The 21,527-nt window shown below is 69.1% G+C and carries 23 protein-coding genes and 1 pseudogene; 17 read left to right on the top strand and 7 right to left on the bottom strand.

Going from position 1 to position 21,527, the window contains the following annotated elements; translation table 11 throughout:
- Positions 1 to 33 precede the first annotated feature (33 nt).
- From nadA to nadC, 3 genes are read left to right on the top strand one after another with little or no spacing between them, the layout of a single operon-like run.
- Positions 34 to 1,095, top strand: a complete 1,062-nt coding sequence (gene nadA, locus H7J86_RS30370; RefSeq protein ID WP_267295504.1) for a quinolinate synthase NadA — start codon at positions 34 to 36, stop codon at positions 1,093 to 1,095.
- Positions 1,092 to 2,723 (top strand): L-aspartate oxidase, encoded by a 1,632-nt coding sequence (locus tag H7J86_RS30365; protein ID WP_267295502.1) that lies wholly within the window; start codon positions 1,092 to 1,094, stop codon positions 2,721 to 2,723. Before nadA ends, H7J86_RS30365 begins: the two co-directional genes overlap by 4 nt.
- Positions 2,720 to 3,577, top strand: coding sequence for a carboxylating nicotinate-nucleotide diphosphorylase (gene nadC / locus H7J86_RS30360; protein WP_267295500.1), 858 nt, complete (start codon positions 2,720 to 2,722; stop codon positions 3,575 to 3,577). Before H7J86_RS30365 ends, nadC begins: the two co-directional genes overlap by 4 nt.
- Before the next feature lie 6 nt (positions 3,578 to 3,583).
- On the opposite strand, the gene H7J86_RS30355 is transcribed toward nadC, so the two are convergent.
- From H7J86_RS30355 to H7J86_RS30345, 3 genes are all read right to left on the bottom strand, one after another.
- On the bottom strand, positions 3,584 to 4,153 hold the full coding sequence (locus H7J86_RS30355) for a TetR/AcrR family transcriptional regulator (protein ID WP_267295498.1): 570 nt from the start codon (positions 4,151 to 4,153) through the stop codon (positions 3,584 to 3,586).
- 81 nt (positions 4,154 to 4,234) lie between these two features.
- A complete protein-coding gene (locus H7J86_RS30350; RefSeq protein WP_090357867.1) occupies positions 4,235 to 4,870 on the bottom strand; it encodes a LysE family transporter in 636 nt (211 codons plus the stop codon).
- 43 nt (positions 4,871 to 4,913) lie between these two features.
- Positions 4,914 to 5,336, bottom strand: coding sequence for a nitroreductase family deazaflavin-dependent oxidoreductase (locus H7J86_RS30345; protein WP_090357866.1), 423 nt, complete (start codon positions 5,334 to 5,336; stop codon positions 4,914 to 4,916).
- A gap of 67 nt (positions 5,337 to 5,403) precedes the next feature.
- Here H7J86_RS30345 and hisD point away from each other — a divergent pair, with 67 nt between their 5' ends.
- Genes hisD through H7J86_RS30300 form a run of 9 tightly spaced genes read left to right on the top strand, consistent with a single transcriptional unit; the run spans position 5,404 to position 12,958 of the window.
- Complete coding sequence (gene hisD, locus H7J86_RS30340; RefSeq protein ID WP_267295782.1) at positions 5,404 to 6,702, top strand: histidinol dehydrogenase; 1,299 nt, start codon at positions 5,404 to 5,406, stop codon at positions 6,700 to 6,702.
- The gene (locus tag H7J86_RS30335) at positions 6,699 to 7,838 is read left to right on the top strand and encodes a histidinol-phosphate transaminase (RefSeq protein WP_267295496.1); all 1,140 of its coding nucleotides are present in this window, start codon (positions 6,699 to 6,701) and stop codon (positions 7,836 to 7,838) included. Before hisD ends, H7J86_RS30335 begins: the two co-directional genes overlap by 4 nt.
- The gene (gene hisB / locus H7J86_RS30330) at positions 7,835 to 8,443 is read left to right on the top strand and encodes an imidazoleglycerol-phosphate dehydratase HisB (RefSeq protein ID WP_090357863.1); all 609 of its coding nucleotides are present in this window, start codon (positions 7,835 to 7,837) and stop codon (positions 8,441 to 8,443) included. The genes H7J86_RS30335 and hisB overlap by 4 nt, the downstream gene beginning before the upstream one ends.
- A 28-nt stretch (positions 8,444 to 8,471) precedes the next feature.
- Positions 8,472 to 9,092 carry an imidazole glycerol phosphate synthase subunit HisH gene (gene hisH / locus H7J86_RS30325; protein ID WP_090357861.1) on the top strand — a complete coding sequence of 207 codons (621 nt, stop codon included), beginning with the start codon at positions 8,472 to 8,474 and terminating at the stop codon, positions 9,090 to 9,092.
- A complete protein-coding gene (priA, locus tag H7J86_RS30320; protein WP_090357859.1) occupies positions 9,089 to 9,823 on the top strand; it encodes a bifunctional 1-(5-phosphoribosyl)-5-((5-phosphoribosylamino)methylideneamino)imidazole-4-carboxamide isomerase/phosphoribosylanthranilate isomerase PriA in 735 nt (244 codons plus the stop codon). Before hisH ends, priA begins: the two co-directional genes overlap by 4 nt.
- Before the next feature lie 5 nt (positions 9,824 to 9,828).
- Positions 9,829 to 10,641, top strand: coding sequence for an inositol monophosphatase family protein (locus H7J86_RS30315; RefSeq protein WP_276065902.1), 813 nt, complete (start codon positions 9,829 to 9,831; stop codon positions 10,639 to 10,641).
- Complete coding sequence (gene hisF, locus H7J86_RS30310) at positions 10,638 to 11,417, top strand: imidazole glycerol phosphate synthase subunit HisF (protein WP_267295494.1); 780 nt, start codon at positions 10,638 to 10,640, stop codon at positions 11,415 to 11,417. Before H7J86_RS30315 ends, hisF begins: the two co-directional genes overlap by 4 nt.
- Complete coding sequence (gene hisI, locus H7J86_RS30305; RefSeq protein ID WP_267295492.1) at positions 11,414 to 11,764, top strand: phosphoribosyl-AMP cyclohydrolase; 351 nt, start codon at positions 11,414 to 11,416, stop codon at positions 11,762 to 11,764. Before hisF ends, hisI begins: the two co-directional genes overlap by 4 nt.
- 60 nt (positions 11,765 to 11,824) lie before the next feature.
- Positions 11,825 to 12,958 carry a CPBP family glutamic-type intramembrane protease gene (locus H7J86_RS30300; RefSeq protein ID WP_267295490.1) on the top strand — a complete coding sequence of 378 codons (1,134 nt, stop codon included), beginning with the start codon at positions 11,825 to 11,827 and terminating at the stop codon, positions 12,956 to 12,958.
- On the opposite strand, the gene H7J86_RS30295 is transcribed toward H7J86_RS30300, so the two are convergent.
- Positions 12,877 to 13,122, bottom strand: a complete 246-nt coding sequence (locus H7J86_RS30295; RefSeq protein WP_090357849.1) for a hypothetical protein — start codon at positions 13,120 to 13,122, stop codon at positions 12,877 to 12,879. The two genes, H7J86_RS30300 and H7J86_RS30295, sit on opposite strands and share 82 nt — an antisense overlap.
- 100 nt (positions 13,123 to 13,222) lie before the next feature.
- Between H7J86_RS30295 and H7J86_RS30290 the strand changes: the two genes are divergently transcribed.
- Together H7J86_RS30290 and H7J86_RS30285 are read left to right on the top strand one after the other, a co-directional pair.
- A complete protein-coding gene (locus tag H7J86_RS30290; RefSeq protein WP_267295488.1) occupies positions 13,223 to 14,836 on the top strand; it encodes an N-6 DNA methylase in 1,614 nt (537 codons plus the stop codon).
- The gene (locus H7J86_RS30285; RefSeq protein WP_267295486.1) at positions 14,826 to 15,812 is read left to right on the top strand and encodes a hypothetical protein; all 987 of its coding nucleotides are present in this window, start codon (positions 14,826 to 14,828) and stop codon (positions 15,810 to 15,812) included. Before H7J86_RS30290 ends, H7J86_RS30285 begins: the two co-directional genes overlap by 11 nt.
- Positions 15,813 to 15,819: 7 nt before the next feature.
- Here H7J86_RS30285 and H7J86_RS30280 read toward each other — a convergent pair whose 3' ends face one another.
- Positions 15,820 to 16,617, bottom strand: coding sequence for an ABC transporter ATP-binding protein (locus H7J86_RS30280; RefSeq protein WP_090357845.1), 798 nt, complete (start codon positions 16,615 to 16,617; stop codon positions 15,820 to 15,822).
- Positions 16,614 to 17,285, bottom strand: coding sequence for a FadR/GntR family transcriptional regulator (locus H7J86_RS30275; protein ID WP_090357843.1), 672 nt, complete (start codon positions 17,283 to 17,285; stop codon positions 16,614 to 16,616). The genes H7J86_RS30280 and H7J86_RS30275 overlap by 4 nt, the downstream gene beginning before the upstream one ends.
- Positions 17,286 to 17,470: 185 nt before the next feature.
- On the opposite strand from H7J86_RS30275, the pseudogene H7J86_RS30270 reads away from it, so the two are divergent.
- Positions 17,471 to 18,799, top strand: a pseudogene (locus H7J86_RS30270) (2-isopropylmalate synthase); the annotation flags it as partial.
- Between the two features lie 4 nt (positions 18,800 to 18,803).
- Here the strand turns inward: H7J86_RS30270 and H7J86_RS30265 are convergent.
- Positions 18,804 to 19,259 (bottom strand): peroxiredoxin, encoded by a 456-nt coding sequence (locus H7J86_RS30265; RefSeq protein ID WP_170847270.1) that lies wholly within the window; start codon positions 19,257 to 19,259, stop codon positions 18,804 to 18,806.
- Here H7J86_RS30265 and H7J86_RS30260 point away from each other — a divergent pair.
- Together H7J86_RS30260 and H7J86_RS30255 are read left to right on the top strand one after the other, a co-directional pair.
- Entirely contained in the window at positions 19,258 to 20,916 is a 1,659-nt protein-coding gene (locus H7J86_RS30260; protein WP_372517354.1) for an anthranilate synthase component I, read from the top strand. The genes H7J86_RS30265 and H7J86_RS30260 overlap by 2 nt on opposite strands.
- Complete coding sequence (locus H7J86_RS30255; protein WP_090357840.1) at positions 20,913 to 21,518, top strand: TIGR02234 family membrane protein; 606 nt, start codon at positions 20,913 to 20,915, stop codon at positions 21,516 to 21,518. Before H7J86_RS30260 ends, H7J86_RS30255 begins: the two co-directional genes overlap by 4 nt.
- Positions 21,519 to 21,527 lie beyond the last annotated feature (9 nt).

Raw genomic sequence — 21,527 nt, 5'->3', positions numbered from 1 at the left:
TCGAAAACCTCGGTTGGCAAAAAGGAGACTGCCATGACGGTCCTGGATCGCACAGGGGCACGCACAGGGGCGTACAGCAGCGTGCTCGCCGCACGCATCACGGACGGGCCCGGTGGCTACACCGGCGTCGTGGGCGACGGCCAGTGGGCCGCCGAGATCCGCCGGCTTGCCGATCTGCGCAACGCGACGGTGCTGGCCCACAACTACCAGCTACCCGAGATCCAGGATGTGGCCGACCACGTCGGTGACTCGCTGGCCCTGTCCCGGATCGCGGCCGAGGCTCCCGAGGACACCATCGTGTTCTGCGGCGTGCACTTCATGGCCGAGACCGCCAAGATCCTGTCCCCGCAGAAATCGGTGTTGATTCCGGATCAGCGGGCCGGCTGCTCGCTGGCGGACTCGATCACCGCCGACGAACTGCGCGCCTGGAAGGACGAATTCCCGGATGCGGTGGTGGTCTCGTACGTCAACACCACCGCTGCGGTGAAGGCGCTCACCGATATCTGCTGCACCTCGTCCAACGCGGTCGAGGTGGTGGCCTCCATTCCCGAGGACCGCACCGTGCTGTTCTGCCCCGACCAGTTCCTCGGCGCGCACGTGCGCCGCGTCACCGGGCGCCAGAACCTGCACATCTGGGCCGGCGAATGCCATGTGCACGCCGGCATCAACGGTGACGAGCTGGCCGACCAGGCCCGCAGCCACCCCGACGCCGAGCTGTTCGTGCACCCCGAATGCGGTTGTGCCACATCGGCGTTGTACCTGGCCGGCGAGGGCGCGGTGCCCGAAGAGCGGGTCAAGATCCTGTCCACCGGTGGCATGCTCGACGCCGCCCGCGAGACCAAGGCGCGCCAGGTTCTGGTCGCCACCGAGGTCGGCATGCTGCACCAGCTGCGCAGGGCCGCACCGGATGTCGACTTCCTGGCGGTCAACGACCGGGCCTCGTGCACCTATATGAAGATGATCACCCCCGCGGCGCTGCTGCGTTGTCTGGTCGAGGGCGCCGACGAGGTGCATGTCGATCTGGAGACGGCGAAGCTGGCGCAGCGCAGCGTGCAGCGCATGATCGAGATCGGGCAGCCCGGCGGCGGAGAATGAACGCGGTCTCGGTCCCTGGGGGCAGGAGCGCAGCGACTCGGGGGTACAGCAGCTGCGGGGGAGTCGGGTACTGGCAACAGCGGGCTGATGTCGTCGTCATCGGGACCGGGGTGGCCGGACTGGCCGCCGCACTGGCCGCGGTACGGGCGGGCCGCAAGGTCGTCGTGCTCAGCAAGGTGGCCGAGACCGCGACGTTCTACGCCCAGGGCGGGATCGCGGTGGTGCTGCCCGACGGTGAGGACTCCGTCGAGGCCCATGTCGCCGACACGCTGGCGGCCGGTGGCGGGCTCTGTGATGTCGACGCGGTCCGTTCCATCGTGGCCGACGGCTATACCGCCGTCGCGGATCTGGTCGACGCGGGCGCGCACTTCGATGAGACCCGGCCCGGCCATTGGGCACTGACCCGCGAGGGTGGCCACACCCGCCGGCGGATCATCCACGCCGGCGGTGATGCCACCGGGGCCGAGGTGCAGCGCACCCTCGACCACGCGGCCACCCGCCTGGATATCCGGCGCAACCATGTGGCACTGCAGATCTGCCACGACGGCGATCAGGTGACCGGGGTGCTGGTGCACAGCGCCGAGGGGCCGGGTGTCGTGCATGCGCCGTCGGTCATCCTGGCCACCGGCGGATTGGGCCACCTCTATGCGGCGACCACCAACCCGGACGGCTCCACCGGCGACGGTGTGGCGCTGGCCCTGCAGGCGGGTCTGGCGGTCGCCGACCTGGAGTTCGTCCAGTTCCACCCGACGATGTTGTATTCGGGCTCCGGTTCGGGACGGGGCGGCGGGCGCCGCCCGCTGATCACCGAGGCGATCCGTGGCGAGGGCGCGATCCTGGTGGACGGTCGGGGCGAGTCGGTGACCGCCGGTGTCCATCCGATGGGTGACCTGGCGCCACGCGATGTGGTGGCGGCCGCCATCGATGCCCGGCTGCGGGCGACCGGCGATCCCTGCGTCTACCTCGATGCCACCCGGGTTTCCGATGTGGCACACAGGTTTCCGACGGTCACCGCGGCCTGCCTGGCCGCGGGTGTCGACCCGGCCCGTCAGCCCATCCCGGTGGTGCCCGGCGCCCACTACAGCTGCGGCGGCGTCGTCACCGATGTGTACGGCCGTACCGATCTACCGGGTCTGTTCGCCGCGGGCGAGGTGGCGCGCACCGGGATGCACGGCGCCAATCGGCTTGCGTCCAACAGCCTGCTGGAAGGGCTCGTCGTGGGTGGGCGTGCCGGAGCCGCCGCCGCCGCGCACGCCGCCAGTGCCGGGCCGGTACTGGCCCGCGTCTCGCAGTCCTTCCGCGCGCCCGCGCTGGACCGCGCCGAGTTGCAGCGCGCGATGAGCACGGACGCCTCCGTGGTCCGCGATGCCGACGGCCTGCAACGGCTCGTCGGCATCCTGGCCACCGCGCGGCCGCGCACCGTCGACAACCGCACGGATTTCGAGGATGTCGCCTTGACCATGACCGCACGTGCGGTGGCCGCGGCCGCCGCCGAACGCACCGAATCGCGGGGTTGTCACCACCGCGCCGATCATCCGGAAACCGATGTGGCACAGGCGAAGAGCATCACCGTCCGGGTCGATGCCGCCGGACTGCCCACGGTGAGTGCACCGGCAGGTGTGCGGTGAAACCGTCGGCCGACGAACTCGCCGAGGCCCGGGCCGTCATCGCCCGTGGTCTGGACGAGGATCTGCGCTATGGCGCCGATGTCACCACGGCGGCGACCGTTGCTGCCGACGCCACCACGGTGGCGTCGATGGCCACCCGGGAGCCGGGCGTCGTCGCGGGGGTCGATCTCGCGCTCCTGGTGCTCGACGAGGTGCTGGGGCCCGACGGGTACACCGTGCTGGACCGCGTCGAGGACGGCACCCGGCTGGCCGCCGGGCAGGCCCTGCTGACCTTGAGCGCACCCACGCGGGGGCTGTTGACCGCCGAACGGACCATGCTCAACCTGGTCTGCCATCTCTCCGGTATCTCGACCGCCACCGCGCAGTGGGTGGACGCGGTCGAGGGCACTCGCGCCAGGATCCGCGACACCCGCAAGACGTTGCCCGGCTTGCGTGCGCTGCAGAAGTACGCGGTGCGGGTCGGCGGGGGAGTCAACCACCGGATGGGCCTCGGTGATGCCGCGCTCATCAAGGACAATCACGTCGCCGCCGCCGGATCCGTACTGGCCGCGCTGAACGCGGTCCGGGCCGCCGCGCCCGATCTACCGTGCGAGGTCGAGGTCGACTCGCTGGAGCAGCTCGACGATGTGTTGGGCGCCGATGTGGAGTTGGTGCTGCTGGACAACTTCCCGGTGTGGCAGACCCAGATCGCCGTGCAGCGCCGCGACAGTCGTTCGCCGGCAACGAAACTCGAATCCTCGGGCGGTTTGTCGCTGGAGTCGGCGACCGCCTACGCGGCCACCGGGGTGGACTATCTGGCCGTCGGGGCGCTCACCCACTCGGTGCGGGTGCTCGATATCGGCTTGGATACCTGAGCGCACCTAGTCTCGGTCCAGCAGTGCCCGTGCCGCCGCCTTGGCGGCGTGCAGCGCGCTGGGCTCGCCGGCCACCCGCGACAGCAGCAGGGCGCCCTCGATCAGCGCGATGATCGTGCGCGCGGTCTGCTCGGCCTGCTCCGAGGGCCAACCGTCGGCGCGCAGGCGGTCGGCCACCGCGGTGATCCAGCTGCCGAACGCCCTCGCCGAGGCGGTCCGCACGACCGGGCTGGCCGTCACCGATTCGGTGGCGAGCGGTTCGATGGGGCAGCCGTCGCGCTCGTCGGTGCTGAGATTGGCGGCCATCACGTCCACCCAGCGGTCCACGATGTCGGCGGCCGGTTCGTCGGTCGCCAGCAGCGTGCGCAGCAGCGCGCTGATATCTCCGCCGGCCTTGTCGACCACGGCGGCCGCCAGTTCGGCCTTGCCGTCGGGGAAGTGGTGATACAGCGAACCGGCCCGGACCTCGGCCACCTCCAGGATCTGGTTGATACCGGTGGCCGAGTATCCCTGCCTGCGGAACAACACGGCCGCGGTATCCAGCAGGGCGGCTCGGCTGCGGTCGGGGCGGGGCATGGCCGCTATGCTACCGGCGATCTAGAAAGGTCGATCAAGAATGCTGGGGCGCCCGCGGGACAAAGCGGTCCCCGCCGGGCTCTAGGCCGTCACACCCCGGCGCACGAACGACAGCACCACCGCCGCGGTGGCGAACAGCCCGGAGAACACCCGATTCAGGATCGTCTGTTGGCGCGGGGTGTGCAGCCAGTCGACCAACCGCACGGCCAGGCCGGTATAGAGGCCCATCACCACGATGTCGACGATGATCATGGTCGCCCCGATGGCCAGATACTGCGGCAGCAACGCGGCGGTGGGCACCACGAACTGCGGCAGCACCGCGAGGAAGAACACCAGCCCCTTCGGATTGGTGGCGTTGACCAGGAAGCCTCGGACCGTCAGCGCCAGCCGGCCACCGTCGAAAGACTTTCCGACCTGCTCGCGCAGATCGGTGGTGGCGGTGCGCCACTGCTTGATCGCCAGGTAGGCCAGATAGGCGACGCCGATCCACTTGATCACCGTGAACGCGATGACCGAGCGGGTGACCACCGCACCCAGACCCGCGGCCACCAGCGCCAACTGCAGCATCAGCCCGATCTCCAGGCCGAAGATGCTCCAGTAGCCGCGACGCAGGCCGTGCGTCATCCCGGTCGCCATCGACTGCACCGCACCCGCTCCGGGAGACAGACTGATCGCGATCGCGGCGCCCAGGAACGCCAGCCATACCTGCCAGGTCATGGCTTCAGTCTCGCAGCCGGGGTCAAGTCGATATCAGCTGGTATCAGCTGATATCGGCGACGAACACACCCGACCGCCGGGCGACCATCCGGGCCATCCGCGGCAGCGACGGGTCGTCGGTGCCCGCCGGGAGCACCCGCGGGTTGGTGATGTGGATGTCACCGCTGAACAGGTGCACATCGGCCTCACCGGCCGCGAGCACGTTCTTCACCCAGTTGGTCTTGCCGTGGATGAGGCCGATGGCCAGCGTGTTGCCCTTACGGAAGCTGGTGACGGTCGTCTCGTACGGGGTGCCGGATTTGCGGCCCCGATGCTTGACGACGGTGAACCCCGGCAGCCGCTTCGCCAGCGGTGCGATCACCGGATTGATGTAGCGGATCTGGAAGTTCTCCAGCGCGGGCGGCACCAGCATCGGCACACCCGGTGCGTTGTTGGGATGTTCCTCGCGAGACTGCGCAGCGGACATGTCGGCTCCCCGAATTCGATTTGGCCTGCTCTGGGACAATAGACCCGTGAGTGCACCGCAACCCTTCATGGCCCGCATCGATCTGCGGGGCGCCGAGCTGTCGGCGGCCCGGCTGCGGACCGTCCTGCCCCGCGGTGGTGTCGACGTCGATGCCGTGCTGCCCAAGGTGCGGCCCATCGTCGCCGACGTCGCCGAGCGCGGTGCCGTCGCGGCCCTGGAGTACGGGGCCTCCTTCGACGGGGTGCGCCCCGAGACCGTCCGGGTGCCCGTCGGGGAACTCGCCGCGGCGCTGTCGACGTTGCCCGCCGATGTCCGCGCCGCCCTCGAGGTGGCCATCGAACGCACGCGGGCCGTGCACGCCGACCAACGCCGTACCGACACCACCACCACGCTTGCGCCGGGCGCCACCGTCACCGAGCGGTGGGTCCCGGTGGAGCGCGTCGGCCTCTACGTTCCGGGTGGCAACGCCGTCTACCCGTCCAGCGTGGTGATGAACGTGGTGCCGGCACAGGCCGCAGGGGTGGACTCGCTGGTGATCGCCAGCCCGCCCCAGGCGGACTTCGGCGGCCTGCCGCATCCGACCATCCTGGCCGCCGCCGCCCTGCTCGGTGTGGACGAGGTCTGGGCCGTCGGCGGCGCCCAAGCCGTCGCCCTGCTGGCGTACGGGGACGCCGATCACCCTCCGGTGGACATGATCACCGGCCCGGGCAATATCTATGTCACCGCCGCCAAGCGGCTCTGCCGTTCGCAGGTGGGTATCGACGCCGAGGCGGGTCCCACCGAGATCGCCATCCTGGCCGACCACACCGCCGACCCGGTGCACCTCGCGGCTGATCTGATCAGCCAGGCCGAACACGACGAGATGGCCGCCAGCGTGCTGGTCACCGACAGCGTGGCGCTGGCCGACGCCTCCGATGCCGAGGTGCTCCACCAGTTGGCCACGACCGTGCACCGCGAACGGGTGACCGCCGCCCTGACCGGCAAACAGTCGGCGATCGTGCTGGTCGACGATATCGATGCCGGTGTCACGGTGGTCAACGCCTACGCCGCCGAGCACCTGGAGATCCAGACCGTCGACGCATCCGCGGTGGCCGGCCGGATCCGTTCGGCCGGAGCGATCTTCGTCGGCGCATGGTCTCCGGTGAGCCTGGGGGACTACTGCGCCGGCTCCAATCACGTGCTGCCCACCGCGGGTTGCGCCCGGCATTCCAGCGGACTGTCGGTGCAGACCTTCCTGCGTGGGATCCATGTCGTGGAGTACGACGAGGCGGCGCTCAAAGATGTGTCAGGTCATGTGATCACGCTGTCGCAGGCGGAGAATCTGCCCGCGCACGGCGAAGCTGTGCGGCGGAGGTTCGAGAAGTGAGCACATCCGGAATCTCCCTTGACGACCTGCCGCTGCGGGAGAACCTGCGCGGCAAGTCCCCGTACGGGGCACCCCAGTTGCACGTGCCGGTGCGGCTCAACACCAATGAGAACCCGCATCCGCCGAGCCAGGCACTCATCGACGATGTCGCGGCCTCGGTACGCGACGCCGCATCGGATCTGCACCGCTATCCCGACCGCGATGTCGTCGGCCTGCGGACCGAACTGGCGGCCTATCTGACCGGTCAGACCGGGGTCCGGGTCGGCGTCGAGAACGTCTGGGCGGCAAATGGTTCCAACGAGATCCTGCAGCAGCTGTTGCAGGCTTTCGGCGGTCCGGGACGCAGCGCACTGGGATTCGTCCCGTCCTACTCGATGCACCCGATCATCTCCGACGGCACCCAGACCACCTGGCATCAGGCGGCCCGTGCCGACGACTTCGGGCTCGACACCGCCGTCGCGGTCGCCGCGGTCAAGGAATGCCGTCCGGACGTGGTGTTCCTGGCCAGCCCGAACAACCCGTCGGGCCAGAGCATCACGCTCGACGAACTGCGCCAGTTGCTCGATGTCGCCCCCGGTGTGGTCATCGTCGACGAGGCGTACGGCGAGTTCTCCAGCCAGCCCAGTGCCATCGGGTTGATCGCGCAGTACCCGGCCAAGCTCATCGTCACCCGCACCATGAGCAAGGCGTTCGCCTTCGCCGGCGGCCGGCTGGGCTATCTGGTCGCCGATCCCGCCGTCATCGAGGCACTGCTGCTGGTCCGGCTGCCGTATCACCTGTCCTCGCTGACCCAGGCCGCCGCCCGCGCCGCGCTGCGCCACGCCGAGGACACCCTGGGCAGCGTCGCACTGCTCATCGCCGAACGCGAGCGGGTGTCGAAAGGCCTGTCCGAGATGGGTTTCCGGGTGATCCCCAGCGATGCCAACTTCGTGCTCTACGGCGAGTTCGCCGATGCGCCCGCGGCCTGGCAGCGCTATCTGGACGCCGGGGTGCTCATCCGCGATGTCGGCCTGCCCGGATACCTGCGCGCCACCATCGGCCTCGCCGAGGAGAACGACGTCCTGCTCGATGTGAGCGCCGATCTCGCCGAGTCCGGTACAGCCCTGAAAACCGAAGCCCCACAAGGAGCCTCATGAGCCGCCGCGCGAAGGTCGAACGTAAGACCAAGGAGTCCGATATCACCGTCGAGATCGATCTCGACGGCACCGGGCAGGTCGACATCGACACCGGAGTGCCGTTCTTCGACCATATGCTGACCGCGCTGGGCAGCCACGCCAGCTTCGACCTGACGGTGCACGCCAAGGGCGATATCGAGATCGAAGGTCACCACACCGTCGAGGACACCGCGATCGTGCTCGGTCAGGCGCTCGGTCAGGCGCTCGGTGACAAGAAGGGCATCCGCCGTTTCGGGGACGCCTACATCCCGATGGACGAGACGCTGGCGCACGCCGCTGTCGACGTGTCCGGCCGGCCGTACTTCGTGCACACCGGCGAACCCGATTACATGGTCGAATTCACCATCGCCGGGTCCAGCACGCCGTATCACACGGTGATCAACCGGCACGTGTTCGAGTCGCTGGCCTTCAACGCCCGCATCGCCCTGCACGTGCGCACCCTCTACGGCCGCGACCCGCACCACATCACCGAGGCCGAGTACAAGGCGGTCGCCCGCGCGTTGCGCCAGGCCGTCGAATACGACCCCCGCGTCAGCGGGGTGCCGTCCACCAAGGGCACTCTGTGACGGCGATGGGCGAGCGGAGCGACGGGGAGTGAACGAGAAAAAGGTGGTGGTGCTGGACTACGGGTCCGGCAACCTGCGTTCGGCTCAGCGCGCGGTGCAGCGCACCGGTGCCGATGTCGAGGTGACCTCGGACGCCTCCGCGGCCTACGAGGCCGACGGTCTGCTGGTGCCGGGGGTCGGCGCCTACGAGGCCTGCATGGTGGGGCTGCGCGGTATCGGCGGCGAGCAGATCATCGAGAAGCGCCTGGCCGCGGGTCGTCCGGTGCTCGGGGTCTGTGTGGGCATGCAGATCCTGTTCGCCCGCGGCGTCGAGTTCGGGGTGGAGTCCGCCGGATGCGGGCAGTGGCCCGGTTCGGTCACCCGCATCGATGCCCCCGTGGTGCCGCACATGGGCTGGAATGTGGTCGACGCGCCCGCGGGCAGTACCTTGTTCCGGGGCCTGGACGCCGGCACCCGCTTCTACTTCGTGCATTCGTACGCCGCACAGGAGTGGCAGGGCCGGCCCGAGGCGCTGGTCACGTGGGCGACACACCATGTGCCGTTCATCGCGGCCGTCGAGGACGGCCCGTTGTCGGCGACACAATTTCATCCGGAGAAGAGCGGTGACGCGGGTGCGGCGCTGCTGACGAATTGGGTTGAGGGACTGTGAGTTTGATTCTTTTGCCGGCCGTCGACGTGGTCGGGGGCAAAGCGGTGCGCCTGGTGCAGGGCAAGGCCGGCAGCGAAACCGACTACGGGTCGGCGCTGGACGCGGCGCTGGCCTGGCAGCGCGACGGCGCCGAGTGGATCCACCTGGTGGACCTGGACGCCGCCTTCGGCCGTGGTTCCAACCGTGAACTGCTCGCCGAGGTGGTCGGCAAGCTCGATGTCGCCGTGGAGCTGTCCGGCGGTATCCGGGATGACGAGTCGTTGAAGGCTGCACTGGCCACCGGCTGCGCTCGGGTCAATATCGGCACCGCCGCGCTGGAGAACCCCACCTGGTGTGCCGCGGCGATCGCCGAGTACGGCGACAAGGTGGCCGTCGGACTGGATGTGCAACTGGAAGGCGGCACCTACCGCCTGCGCGGACGCGGCTGGGAGACGGACGGCGGTGACCTGTGGGAGGTGCTGGAACGGCTTGAGCGCGAAGGCTGCTCACGCTATGTCGTCACCGATGTGACCAAGGACGGCACGCTGGCCGGACCCAATCTGGAACTGCTCGGCGAGGTGGCCGACCGCAGCGGCGTCCCGGTGATCGCCTCCGGTGGCGTGTCGAGTATCGAGGATCTGACGGCCATCGCCACCCTGACGGGTCGTGGGGTCGAGGGCGCCATCGTCGGAAAAGCCTTGTATGCGGGACGTTTCACGCTGCCCGAGGCGCTGGCCGCGGTCAGCGGATAACGGTCATGGACGCCAACCGGCTGACCGCGCTGGTCGCCACCGCGACCGCGATCCTCGATGCGGCATCGGTTCAGTTCGTCGCGGGCCACCGAGCCGACTCGGCTGTTCGCAAACAGGGCAACGATTTCGCGACCGAGGTCGACCTCGCGATCGAACGCCAGGTCGTCGCGGCGCTGCAGGAGCAGACCGGCATCGGGGTGCACGGCGAGGAGTTCGGTGGCGAACCGATCGATTCCGAACTGGTGTGGGTACTCGACCCGATCGACGGCACGTTCAACTATGCGGCCGGCTCTCCGATGGCGGCCATCCTGTTGGGACTGCTGCACAACGGTGTGCCGGTCGCCGGACTGACCTGGCTGCCGTTCATGGGACAGCGTTACACGGCGCTGGCCGGCGGACCGGTGCGCGACGGCGGCGTGGTGCTGCCCCCGCTCGATGCGCCGACGCTGGCCGATTCGATCGTCGGGATCCAGACCTTCAACATCGACTCCCGTGGCCGGTTCCCCGGCCGGTACCGAGCCGAGGTGCTGGCCAACCTGAGCCGCGAGTGCTCACGGGTCCGCATGCACGGCGCCACCGGGGTGGACCTGGCCTATGTCGCCGCCGGAATCCTGAGTGCGGCGATCAGTTTCGGCCACCACATCTGGGATCACGCGGCGGGCGTGGCGCTGGTCCGGGCCGCCGGTGGTGTCGTCACCGACCTGGCCGGCGCGCCCTGGACGGCCGAGTCGAAATCGGCGCTGGCCGCCGCACCCGGTGTGCACGCCCGCATGCTGGAGATCGTCGCCTCGGCGGGCAACCCGGAGGATTACCTGTGACCAGTGATGTCGCCACCCGTGTCATTCCCTGCCTGGACGTCGACGCCGGCCGGGTGGTCAAGGGTGTGAACTTCGAGAACCTCAGGGATGCGGGCGATCCCGTCGAACTCGCGGCCGCCTACGATGCCGAGGGTGCCGACGAGCTGACCTTCCTGGATGTCACCGCGTCCTCCTCGGGGCGGTCCACCATGCTGGAGGTGGTGCGTCGCACCGCCGAGCAGGTGTTCATCCCGCTCACCGTGGGTGGTGGTGTCCGTTCGGTCGAGGATGTGGACACCCTGCTGCGCGCCGGTGCGGACAAGGTATCGGTGAACACCGCGGCCATCGCCCGCCCGGAGCTGCTGGCCGAGCTGGCACGCCAGTTCGGGTCGCAGTGCATCGTGCTCAGTGTCGACGCCCGCACGGTGCCGGACGGCGCGCCGCCGACACCGTCCGGCTGGGAGGTCACCACCCACGGTGGCCGGCGTGGCACCGGTATCGACGCCGTCGAATGGGCCAGGCGCGGAGCCGAACTCGGGGTGGGGGAGATCCTGCTGAATTCGATGGATGCCGACGGCACCAAGGCCGGTTTCGACCTGGCGATGCTGCGTGCGGTCCGCGCTGCGGTCACGGTGCCGGTGATCGCCAGCGGTGGGGCCGGGGCGGTGGAGCACTTCGCCCCCGCAGTGGCAGCCGGCGCCGACGCCGTGCTGGCGGCCAGCGTGTTCCATTTCCGGGAGCTGACGATCGGGCAGGTGAAGGCGGCGATGGCGGCCGAGGGGATAACCGTGCGATGAGCGAGCTCGATCCCGATATCGCCGCCCGGCTCAAACGCAACGCCGACGGGTTGTTCGCCGCGGTTGTTCAGGAACACGGCACCGGTGACGTGCTGATGGTCGCCTGGATGGACGACGCCGCCCTGGCCCGCACCTTGGAAACCCGTGAGGCCACCTATTTCTCGCGCTCGCGGGGCGAACAGTGGATCAAAGGCGCCACCTCGGGCCACACGCAGCACGTGCACTCGGTGCGCCTGGACTGCGACGGGGACACCGTGCTGCTGGAGGTCGACCAGGTGGGCGGTGCCTGCCACACCGGCGATCACACCTGCTTCGACGCGGATCTGCTGCTGCCGCCGCAGGGTTAGCGTCCGTTCGAGTACCCGACTACTCGGCCGCCTGATCGGGGCTGCGCCGAGAATCGGGTGATGTACGCGACGAGGAATCCGGCGCCCGCAGCGCTGACGTCACCCGTGCCGCTGGCCGCGTGGTGGGCCACCGCCACGGTGCTGGCGGCCTGGTCGCTGCGGGGCTTCCCGGCCGGCGTGGGCGTGGCGGTGATCGCCGTGGTCGCAGTGGCCGCCGGTGTGTTGGTGGTGCTGGTTCGACGCTATCCGTTGTCCGGCAACCAGATCAGGGTGGCGGCCTATGTGTGCGCCTTCGTGGCCACCCAGGCTGTCGGGGTGTTCAACGCCATCGCGGTCATGACGCCCGGCATCTCCTACACCCCGCAGGGCTTCGGTCCCCAGATCTTGATCGAGGTGTTCGGCGGCCCGGCACTGTCGGTCTGGACCTTTGTGCTGGTGCGCGCCTGGGTGATCGACAGTCGGGGGCTGTCCGAACGTCCCGCCGGCCGGAGCCGGTTCGTCAGGCTGAGCGTCGGCGGCGCCGCGGCCGCCGCTTCGCTGCTGGTGTTGTTCGCGGCGAACATCGGCTACCACACACTGATCGGGCTGGCGGCCGTCCCCGACATCGACTATCCGATGCACGCACACTCGACGGGACAGTGGTTGGTTCTCGCGCTGTCACTGGCTCTGGCGGGTGTGGCGGAGGAGCCGGTGTTCGTCGGCATCGCGGTGCTGTTGTGGCCGCGGCCGACCGGGCGCACCTTCGTTGCGGTGTGGGCGCTTACGGCATTGGCTCGTGCCGGGATTCACCTCTACTACGCCGCCGGTGCCGATGCTGCGACGGCGATTGCGGTACTTCTCGTCGTCCTGTGGTGCGGGGTGTGGTCGGGTTTCAACCTGTTCCTGGTGTACCGCACCCGGCGGTTGTGGCCGGTGATCCTGGCCCACGGCCTGCAGAACACCCTCGGATTCGCCGCGGCGCTGTCGATCTCCACTGCCGGCTCGGCCGACGAACTGCTACTCGTCGTCACCGCGGGTCTGATCCTGGGGACCATGCTCTTCATCGTGGTCGCAGTCGTGTGCTTCCTGGTGATGAGCGTGCGCCGGCTGTGGTTCGGCTTCCGGCGGACCGATCAGGTGAAGGGCAGGAACTGCCCGTTGGTCCAGACACCCCAGTGCCCGCCGGAACCCCAGTCCCACCAGACCATCGGGTGACCCTGCCAGGCTTCGGCGGGTTTGCGCGGCGCGTTGGCGGGCGCTTCCAAGGTGGGTCCGCCGGGATCCACCGGCTGGGCGCCGGCCGTGGCCAGCCCGAGGCCCAGAGACGAGCCGATGATCGCGCCTGCGGCCAGTGCGGCCGCCACTGCTGACTTGCTCATGCCGAAAGCTTAGCCAATCGAAGCGATTCCTGGGTGACGGCCCCGCCGCGACGGCGTGGTCTGCGCCGACTTGTCGGTGTGGTCGGACAGAATGGCCAGCGTGATCGATTCCGCCGGGGCCCGCAAAGCGCGCGGTGCCTTCTTCACCCCGCCGGAGATCACCCACTACCTGGCCCAGTGGGCGGTCCGCGACTCCGCGGACCGCGTCTTCGAGCCGTCGGCCGGTGAGGCGGCCTTCCTCGTCGCCGCGGCCCGGCGCCTCACCGACCTCGGTGTGGCCGCCCCGCTGCTCGACGGCGTGGAGATCCATCCGGCCAGTGCCCGCGCGGCCCGTAAGCGGGTGACCGCGGCCGGCGGCACGGCACGCATCCGCACCGCCGACTTCTTCGCCGTCGACCCGCAGCCGTCCTACACCGCGGTGATCGGCAATCCGCCCTATATCCGCTACCAGGACTTCCGGGGCCAGGCCCGCGCCCAGTCGCGGCGCGCCGCCCTGGCCGCCGGTGTCAGCCTGTCCGGTCTGGCGTCGAGCTGGGCGGCGTTCACCGTGCATGCGGCGCTGTTCCTGCGGCCCGGCGGGCGGCTGGCCCTGGTCCTGCCCGCCGAGCTGCTCAGCGTCAACTACGCCGCGCCGGTGCGCAAGTTCCTGTTCGACCGGTTCGCCACCGTCGAACTGGTGATGTTCGACGAGCAGGTGTTTCCCGAGGCCGAGGCGGATGTGGTGCTGCTGCTGGCCGACGGTTTCGACGGCGGACCCTCGGGACATGCCGTCATCCACCGGGCCCGCAACGCAAAATCGCTGACATCGGAACTGGCGCAACGGCATTGGTCACCCCGCGATCCCGCCGACAAATGGGTCAGCGGCCTGGTCGGTGCCGCGCCGGTGGAGCAGTTGCACACGCTGCACGACACCGGCAGTCTCACGACACTGGACCAGTGGGGGGACACCACCCTCGGCATGGTCACCGGCAACAATGGCTATTTCGCGCTGTCGCCGGACCGGGTACGTGAGCTCGGGTTGCGCCCCGGCGACCTGCTCCCGCTGTCGCCGCCCGGCAGTACGCACCTGCGCGGTCTCACCCTCACCGGCGCCCAACTGCGCCGGCTGGGGGAGGACGGCAAGTCGATCCACCTGTTCCGGCCCGGCGGCGCCACCTCGGCGGCGGCACAGCGGTACATCGAGGCCGGTCACGCCGCCGGTGTGCACCTGGCCTACAAGTGCCGGGTGCGCAGCCCCTGGTTCGTCGTCCCGCTGCTGGCGCCGGCACACCTGCTGCTCACCTGTATGAACGCCGACACTCCGCGCCTGGTCACCAACCGGGCGGCGGCCCATCACCTCAACTCGGTGCACGGTGTCTATCTGCGTGACGAGCTGACCGCGCTGGGGCAGGACCTGCTGCCCCTGGCCTCCCTGAATTCGGCGACGGTACTGCACGCGGAGATCGTCGGGCGTTCCTACGGTGGCGGCATTCTCAAGCTCGAGCCGCGCGAGGCCGACCGGTGGCTGGTGCCGTCCGCCGAGTTGATCGCCGCCCGTGCCGGGCAGCTCCGCGCGGCACGACGCGCGGTGGCGGGTCTGCTGGCCAAGGGCAGGTTGCTCGACGCGGTGCAGACCATCGACGGTGCGCTGGGGCTCGGTGATATGGATTCGATTCGCGCAGCGCGTGATTCGCTGGCAACCAGGCGCGCGGTAAGGTCGCGGCGTGCCCGCTGAACCGTCCACGAAAGCCACCGCATGGGCCATCTTCGACAGAATCGTCGCCGATGCGGCGCCCCACGGAGAGCACACCAGTCCCTGGCGGCGCACCGAGGACACCGTGGTGTACGAGCCCGACTTCAAGGTGCTGCGCCGGCTGCTCGGGGTGCCGCTGCATCTGGATGCGCCGTCGACCACCGGGGTGCCCGCACTGGCGCTCGATGTCTGGCTGTCCTACGAGCTGCGCCGCGCCGGTTTCGACACCAACGCGGTATGGCCGCGGGCCGTCGAGCCGCGCATCATGCCCAGTGCCATCGCCAATCTGCTGGAGGCACTTCCGATCAAGGAACGCCAGCTCATCGAGCACCGCCTGCAGCGCTCGATGAAAGGGGTGGCCGGCTCGAGCGCCAGTGTGCTCGGCAAGCACTACATGAAACAGGTCGACATCGTGATGTCGGACTGGGACACCGGGCCCGAACTGCTGATCAGCACCAAGCGGATGGACTCCAGCTTCGGGAAGAACGCCGCCAACCGCGTGGAGGAGAGCTACGGCGACGCCAAGAATCTGCGGTTGCGTCATCCACTGGCCGCGCTCGGATTCGTCTACGGTCTGCGGTCGACCATCCTGACCAGCGAGCCGGACAAGGCCGAATGGCTGATCGACCTGTTGGCCAAACTCGGCACCGAGGATGATGCGTACCACGCCGTCGCACTCATCATGATCGACTACGACGCGCCCGCCGCGGACACCACCGGGGACGAGGTCGACAGCCTCGAAAAGGCCGAACCGGACGCACTTTTCGAGATCGTCGACGTCGAGACGGCGGCCGTCGAGGAGGCGCTGGCGGCGCTGCCGAACGTCGTGATCCGCCACGACACCGTTCCGCCGGCGCTGCAACCCGCCCGCTTTCTGGCCGTCATGGTGAACCGCGTGCTGGACACGACGCCCGTCACCCGGCACCGCGAGGCGCGCCGGCGCCGCCGCGACGCGTGAAACCTGGTCAGCGCACCCGCGAGCTCGCCTTGGCGCGCGCGGTCCAGCGACCGTCCTGGAAACCCACGGTGACCGGGTGCTCGAATGCCGCTGTGACGTGTTCGGTGGTGACGGTGTCGCGGGCCGGTCCGGCGGCCACCGTGCGGCCCTGGCCGATCAGCAGGGCGTGGGTGGTGGACGTCGGCAACTCCTCGAGGTGATGGGTCACCAGGATCGAGGCCATGTCCGGATGTGAATCATCGAGCGTGTCAAGGGTTTCCAGTAACTGTTCACGGGCGGCCACGTCCAGTCCGGTGGTCGGTTCGTCGAGCAGCAGCAGGCGGGGATCGGAGATCAGGGCGCGGGCGATCAAGGTGCGACCCCGTTCGCCTTGAGACAGGGTGGGCCACACCGAGTCCGCGCGAGCCGACAGCCCGACGGTGGCGATCAACTCCTCGGCGCGGGCCACCTGCTCGGCGGTGGGCGTCCACCGCGCCGCGGTGTCGACGGTGGCGGTGATGCCGGTGAGCACCACCTCGCGCACCGTCAGCGGATACTGCAGCCGGTGCCGTGGGTTCACATGCCCGATATTGCGCCGCAGCACGGACAGGTCGGTCTGGCCCATCTGGGCGCCGAGCACCCGGACCGTTCCACTGGTCGGAAACGTCACGGCCGCACAGAAACCCAGCAGCGTGCTCTTGCCCGCGCCGTTGGGGCCCAGCAGCGCCCAGTGTTCACCGGCCTGCACCGTCAGCGAGATGCCGTCGATGATCTGTTTGCCCTCGCGGCGGAAGGTGACATCGGTGATCTCCAGGACGGGGGTCATGAGAAGGACTCCATCAGTGCGGTCAGGTGCGTTCGGCTGGCGGCCGCGGCGGCCTCGGGGGAGCGGGTGGTGATGGCCTCGGCGAGTTCCTGATGGCAGGCGTGGTCCGCGGCTTCGGATGACACGGGGGCGATCTTGAGCATGTCGATCATGGCCGTGCGCAATCTCGGCAGGAACGCGTCGAAGAGCTGGGTCAGCACCTCGTTGTGGGCTGCGGCGATGACGGCGCGGTGGAACGCCATATCGGCGTCCACGTGATCGGGCACCGATTGGCCCGGCACGCCGCGGGCGGCCAGCGCCCGGCGGATCTCCCTCAGATCGGCAGGCGTGCGCCGGGTCGCGGCGAGTGCTGCGGCTTCGGCCTCGATGGCGATGCGGGCTTCGATGACCGCGGCGATGGTGGAACGCCGCAGCACGGCGTCCCAATCCTCGCCGGCATCCAGTGCGGTGACGAACACACCCGCGCCCTGGCGGCTTTCCAGTACCCCCTTGCCGGCCAGTTCGCGGATGGCTTCGCGCAGGGTGGACCGGCCGACCCCGAGCTGCGCGGCCAGTGTCGTCTCGCCCGGTAGCCGGTGGCCGAGTGGCCATTCGCCGTCGCGGATCCGGGTCAGCAACAGCTGTGCGGCCTGGGCGGCCAAGGGGTGCCGCTGAACCTGGGTGACCATCACAACCTCTCTACTTGTCTGAGGAGTTGTGTACAGTCTAACCATCATGACGCGCCAGCTTCTCCTTAGCCGCCTCGGCAGGGCCTGACCGACCGGCCCCCTGCCGTGGGGCTGTGGTGCGCCGGTCGGATCCCTTCGACCGAACAGGAACACTCATGATCTGGAATCGTCAACAACCGTCGCCGATGCCCTGGCATCGCTACAAAGATGTCTACGAACGCGTGGAAGTGCCTCTGCAGCAGCGGCATTGGCCCGACGCCCGGCTCGCCGAATCGCCGCTGTGGGTACCGGTCGACCTGCGCGACGGCAACCAGGCGCTCGCCGAACCGATGGACCCGGCCCGCAAGAGACGGTTCTTCGAGTTGCTGGTGAGCATGGGCTACAAGGAGATCGAGGTCGGCTATCCGTCCGCCTCGCAGACCGACTACGACTTCGTCCGGCTCATCGCAGAATCGGGCATCGCCCCCGACGACGTGACGATCGTGGTGTTCACCCCCGCCCGGCGCGATCTGATCGAGCGGACCGTGGCATCGATCGACGGCATCACCGGCGATGTCGTCATCCACATGTACACCGCCACCGCACCGGTATGGCGGGACACCGTGCTCGGTAAGGATCGCGACGAACTCCGAGAGCTGATCCTGACCGGTGGACAGGACGTGCTGGAGTTGGCCGGCGACCGCCCGAACGTCCGGTTCGAGTTCTCGCCGGAGGTGTTCAACCTCACCGAGCCCGACTACGTACTCGAGATCTGCGATGCGATGACGGCACTGTGGCAAGCCTGCCCCGCCCGGCCCGTGATCCTCAATCTGCCGGCCACCGTCGAGGTCGCCACCCCGAATGTGTACGCCGACCAGATCGAGTACATGCACCGCAACCTGGCCCGCCGTGACAGCGTCATCTTGTCGGTGCATCCCCACAACGACCGGGGCACCGGTGTCGCCTGCGCCGAACTGGCGGTGCTGGCCGGGGCGCAGCGCGTGGAGGGCTGTGTGTTCGGCAACGGCGAACGCACCGGCAATGTCGACATCGCCACCTTGGCGCTGAACCTGTACGCCCAGGGTGTCGACCCGAAGATCGACTTCTCCGATATCGATGAGATCGCCCGCACCGTCGCGCACTGCACCCGGATGCCGATCCACGACCGGCATCCGTACGCCGGCGCGCTGGTGCACACCGCGTTCTCCGGTACCCATCAGGACGCCATCAAGAAAGGCTTCGCCGAGCACCGGGCCCGGGCGACCGCCGAAGGGCGTGCCGAACGTGAGATCGATTGGCGGGTGCCGTATCTGCCGATCGACCCGGCCGATATCGGCCGCACCTATGAAGCGGTCATCCGGGTCAACTCACAGTCCGGCAAGGGCGGTATCGCCTATCTGCTGTCCACCGAGTACGGGCTGGATCTGCCGCGCTGGCAGCAGCAGGACTTCGCCCGTCACGTTCAGGCGCGGACCGACGCCAGCGGTGCCGAGATGACCGCGGCCGAGTTGTTCGAACTGTTCACGGCGACCTACGGCCTCACCGTGCCCTGAGCACCTCGAGGGCTTTGTCGGCGTGGGTGTCCATGCTGAACTCGCTGGAGATCACGGCGAGGACGGTGCGATCGGTGTCGATGACGAACGTGGTCCGCTTGACCGGCATCAGCTTGCCGAGCAGGCCACGTTTCACCCCGAACCGTTCGGCGACCACACCCTCGGTGTCCGAGAGCAGGGGATAGTCGAACTTCTGCTGGTCGGCAAAGCGGGCCTGCTTGTCCACCGCGTCGGTGCTGATCCCCACCCGGGACGCGCCGACGGCGGCGAACTCACCCGCCAGATCGCGGAAGTGACAGGCCTCCTTGGTGCACCCCGGTGTCATGGCCGCCGGGTAGAAGAACAGCACCACCGGACCGTCGGCCAGCAAACCCGTCAAGCTGCGCGGCGTACCCGTCTGATCGGGAAGTTCGAACTCCGCGACGGTGTCACCCGTCTTCATGGCAGTCATGGCTGCACACGCTACTGGGCGAGGGAAGCGACGGGGGGATGTGCACGCCGACGCCGTTACCGCCGTCTGGGAGGATTGGCCCGTGCACGTACATGCCGAAACGCTCGCTTCGACCACCTCACGCGAGGACTTCCGGGCGCTGGCGGCCGAGCACCGGGTGGTCCCGGTGACCCGTAAGGTCCTCGCCGACAGCGAGACCCCGCTGTCGGCGTACCGGAAACTGGCCGCCAACCGACCCGGCACGTTCCTGCTGGAATCCGCGGAGAACGGCCGGTCCTGGTCGCGCTGGTCGTTCATCGGTGCGGGCGCGCCGTCGGCGCTGACGGTGCGCGACGGTGAGGCGGTCTGGCTGGGTGCACCCCCGCAGGGCGCCCCGTCCGGCGGGGATCCGCTGCAGGCCCTGCGCACCACGCTCGACGTGCTGGCCACCGCCCCGCTCCCGGGTCTGCCCCCGCTGTCCTCGGGACTGGTCGGTTTCTTCGCCTACGACATGGTGCGCAGGCTGGAACGGCTGCCGGAGCTGACGGTCGATGATCTGCACCTGCCCGACATGCTGCTGCTGCTGGCCACCGATATCGCCGCGGTGGATCACCACGAGGGCACCATCACCCTGATCGCCAACGCGGTGAACTGGAACGGCACCGACGAACGGGTCGACTGGGCCTACGACGATGCGGTGCGACGTCTGGACATCATGACTGCCGCGCTGGGCGAACCGCTGCCCTCGTCGGTGGCCACCTTCGCCCGGCCCACACCACAGCACCGGGCGCAGCGCACCGTCGCCGAGTACACCGCCATCGTCGACGGACTGGTCGAGGAGATCAAGGCCGGTGAGGCGTTCCAGGTGGTGCCCTCACAGCGTTTCGAGATGACGACCAGTGCCGATCCCATCGACGTGTACCGGATGCTGCGGGTGACCAACCCCAGCCCGTACATGTACCTGTTCAACGCTCCGGATGCCGAAGGAGGACTGGACTTCTCGATCGTCGGCTCCAGCCCCGAAGCCCTGGTGACGGTGCAGGACGGCAAGGCCACCACCCATCCGATCGCAGGCACCCGCTGGCGCGGGGACACCGAAGAGGAAGACGTCCTGCTGGAAAAGGAGTTGCTCGCCGACGACAAGGAGCGCGCCGAGCACCTCATGCTCGTCGACCTCGGCCGCAACGATCTGGGCCGGGTGTGCGAACCGGGCACCGTGCGGGTCGAGGACTACAGCCATATCGAGCGCTACAGCCACGTGATGCACCTGGTGTCGACGGTGACGGGGCAACTGGCTCCGGGCAGTACCGCGCTGGATGCGGTGACCGCCTGTTTCCCGGCCGGGACGCTGTCCGGCGCCCCGAAGGTGCGGGCCATGGAGCTCATCGAAGAGGTCGAGTTGACCCGCCGCGGCCTGTACGGCGGTGTGCTGGGGTACCTGGACTTCGCCGGCAACGCCGACTTCGCCATCGCCATCCGCACCGCGCTGATGCGTGACGGCACCGCTTATGTGCAGGCCGGCGGCGGCGTGGTGGCCGACTCGAACGGGCCGTACGAATACAACGAGTCCGCCAACAAGGCCAAGGCGGTGCTGGCTGCCGTCGCGGCCGCCGAGACGCTGGCCGTGCCGAATCCCGGGTCACTTAGCTCCGGCCCGCCGGTCCGATGATCCGGATCGCCCAGGCACTGCTGGCACTGGCCGCGCTGGCGCTGTGGGGGGCCTCGCGGCTGACGTGGGTGCAGGTGTCGTCGTTCGACGGTCTCGGGCAACCCAAGACGTCGACGTTGACGGGCGGGCAGTGGTCGACCGCGCTGATACCGCTGGCGCTGGTGCTGCTCGCGGCGGCCGTCGCCGCGTTGGCCGTGCGGGGCTGGGCCCTGCGGCTGCTGGCGGTGCTGGTGGCCGTCTCGAGCGCGGCGATGGCTTACCTGGGCATCAGTCTGTGGGTGGTCCGCGATATCGCCGTACGCGGCGCTGACCTCGCGCAGGTGCCCGTCGCGGCGCTCGTCGGTTCCTCGCGGCAGTACCTGGGCGCCGGCATCACCGTGGGCGCCGCAGTGCTCACCCTGGCCGCGGCCGTGCTGCTCATCCGGTCCGCGGCGACCGCGCGTGGCACCGGCACCAAATACGTCGCACCCGCCGTCCGCCGCGCGGCGGTGACCGGTGACAGCGCCGAGGACGGGATGTCGGAGCGGATGATCTGGGATGCCCTCGACGAGGGGTCCGATCCCACGGATCCGGACGCCGGTTCTGACACGAAGGGTCGGTGACGGGCCGTG

Source organism: Mycobacterium hackensackense (genome assembly GCF_025822555.1).
Taxonomy (GTDB): Bacteria; Actinomycetota; Actinomycetes; order Mycobacteriales; family Mycobacteriaceae; genus Mycobacterium; species Mycobacterium fluoranthenivorans.
Note: the sequence above shows the minus strand (reverse complement) of the source record. Positions and strands in the feature narration are given on the sequence as shown.

What these genes read in the sequence shown, in the direction of transcription:
- H7J86_RS30255 (WP_090357840.1), top strand. Translation starts at nt 20,913, where the DNA reads ATGATCCGGATCGCCCAGGCACTGCTGGCACTGGCCGCGCTGGCGCTG.
- H7J86_RS30300 (WP_267295490.1), top strand. Translation starts at nt 11,825, where the DNA reads ATGTACGCGACGAGGAATCCGGCGCCCGCAGCGCTGACGTCACCCGTG.
- H7J86_RS30260 (WP_372517354.1), top strand. Translation starts at nt 19,258, where the DNA reads ATGGCAGTCATGGCTGCACACGCTACTGGGCGAGGGAAGCGACGGGGG.
- H7J86_RS30345 (WP_090357866.1), bottom strand. Translation starts at nt 5,336, where the DNA reads ATGTCCGCTGCGCAGTCTCGCGAGGAACATCCCAACAACGCACCGGGT.
- hisD (WP_267295782.1), top strand. Translation starts at nt 5,404, where the DNA reads ATGGCCCGCATCGATCTGCGGGGCGCCGAGCTGTCGGCGGCCCGGCTG.
- H7J86_RS30350 (WP_090357867.1), bottom strand. Translation starts at nt 4,870, where the DNA reads ATGACCTGGCAGGTATGGCTGGCGTTCCTGGGCGCCGCGATCGCGATC.
- H7J86_RS30365 (WP_267295502.1), top strand. Translation starts at nt 1,092, where the DNA reads ATGAACGCGGTCTCGGTCCCTGGGGGCAGGAGCGCAGCGACTCGGGGG.
- H7J86_RS30315 (WP_276065902.1), top strand. Translation starts at nt 9,829, where the DNA reads ATGGACGCCAACCGGCTGACCGCGCTGGTCGCCACCGCGACCGCGATC.
- H7J86_RS30275 (WP_090357843.1), bottom strand. Translation starts at nt 17,285, where the DNA reads ATGGTCACCCAGGTTCAGCGGCACCCCTTGGCCGCCCAGGCCGCACAG.
- nadA (WP_267295504.1), top strand. Translation starts at nt 34, where the DNA reads ATGACGGTCCTGGATCGCACAGGGGCACGCACAGGGGCGTACAGCAGC.
- H7J86_RS30265 (WP_170847270.1), bottom strand. Translation starts at nt 19,259, where the DNA reads ATGAAGACGGGTGACACCGTCGCGGAGTTCGAACTTCCCGATCAGACG.
- H7J86_RS30355 (WP_267295498.1), bottom strand. Translation starts at nt 4,153, where the DNA reads ATGCCCCGCCCCGACCGCAGCCGAGCCGCCCTGCTGGATACCGCGGCC.
- hisB (WP_090357863.1), top strand. Translation starts at nt 7,835, where the DNA reads ATGAGCCGCCGCGCGAAGGTCGAACGTAAGACCAAGGAGTCCGATATC.
- H7J86_RS30280 (WP_090357845.1), bottom strand. Translation starts at nt 16,617, where the DNA reads ATGACCCCCGTCCTGGAGATCACCGATGTCACCTTCCGCCGCGAGGGC.
- hisI (WP_267295492.1), top strand. Translation starts at nt 11,414, where the DNA reads ATGAGCGAGCTCGATCCCGATATCGCCGCCCGGCTCAAACGCAACGCC.
- H7J86_RS30295 (WP_090357849.1), bottom strand. Translation starts at nt 13,122, where the DNA reads ATGAGCAAGTCAGCAGTGGCGGCCGCACTGGCCGCAGGCGCGATCATC.